1 protein-coding gene is annotated in these 1,183 nt (G+C 66.4%); it reads left to right on the top strand.

Annotated features, from left to right (window positions below; all coding sequences use genetic code 11):
* Positions 1-2: 2 nt before the first annotated feature.
* Positions 3-1,183, top strand: a 1,181-nt coding sequence (locus ACMGER_RS18140) for a sugar MFS transporter (RefSeq protein WP_436813584.1), incomplete at its 3' end; no start/stop codon positions are given.

Here is a 1,183-nt window from a genome sequence, read left to right as displayed (position 1 = left end):
TGCTGGCGACGCTGTTCTTCATGTGGGGTTTTATTACGGTCATCAACAACACGCTGCTGCCGCATCTGAGGAGCGTGTTCGATCTCAACTACACCCAGACGACGCTGATCGAGAGCGTGTGGTTCATCGCCTATTTCGTCGCCTCGATCCCCTCGGCCCGACTGATCGAGCGGATCGGCTACAAGAGGTCGATGGTGATCGGCCTGATCATCATGGCGGCGGGCGCGCTGGGGATGATCCCGGCGGCGCGCATTCCGTCCTATGGCGTGACGCTCGTGGCGCTGTTCGTGATCGCGTGCGGGATCACGCTGCTGCAGGTCGCCGCCAACCCTTATGTCGCCGTGGTCGGGCCGCCGCAGACCTCGTCGTCGCGGCTCAACCTGGTCCAGGCGTTCAACTCGCTCGGCACCACGCTCGCGCCCTTGTTCGGCGGCTATCTGATCCTCGGCCGTTCGACGTCGGGCACCACCACCGATCCCACCAGGCTGACCGCCGCCGAGCGGCTCGCCGACGCGCAGGCCGTCCAGCTCCCCTACCTCATCGTCGCCGCCGTGCTGGTGGTGCTGGCGGTGGTGATCGCGCGCTATCGCCTGCCCGACATGGGCGCCGCCACCCGCCGCGTCGCCGCGCAAGAGCGCCGCAAGCACTCGCTGTGGAAGCACCGCAACCTGGTGTTCGGCGTGCCGGCGATCTTCATCTACCTGATCGCCGAGATCGGTGTCGCCAACCTGTTCATCAACTTCGTCAGCCAGCCCGACATCGGCAATCTCACCCACGAGCAAGCGTCGCACTATCTGTTCCTGCTGTGGGGCGGGATGATGGTCGGCCGGTTCGTCGGCAGCTTCGTGATGCGCCGGGTCGATGCCGGCCTGGTGCTGGCGGCGGCGAGCGCCGCGGCGTTCGTGGTGATGCTGATCGCGACCTTCGCCAGCGGCCCGCCGGCGATGTGGGCGCTGATCTCGGTCGGCCTGTTCCACTCGATCATGTTCCCGACCATCTTCACGCTCGGCATCAACGGCCTCGGCCCGCTGACCGAGGAAGGATCCGGCCTCCTCATCATGGCGATCGCCGGCGGCGCGCTGGTGGTCGTGCAGGGCTGGCTCGCCGACGCCTATGGCCTCCAAACCTCGTTCCTCCTCACCGCCGCGTGCGAACTCTATGTCCTGTTCTATGGCCTGTGGGG

Origin of the sequence: Sphingomonas astragali, from assembly GCF_051400615.1 — a bacterium.
Taxonomy (GTDB): domain Bacteria; phylum Pseudomonadota; class Alphaproteobacteria; order Sphingomonadales; family Sphingomonadaceae; genus Sphingomonas.
The sequence above is the reverse complement of the archived record's forward strand: the minus strand, read 5'-3'. Positions and strand labels throughout refer to the sequence as shown.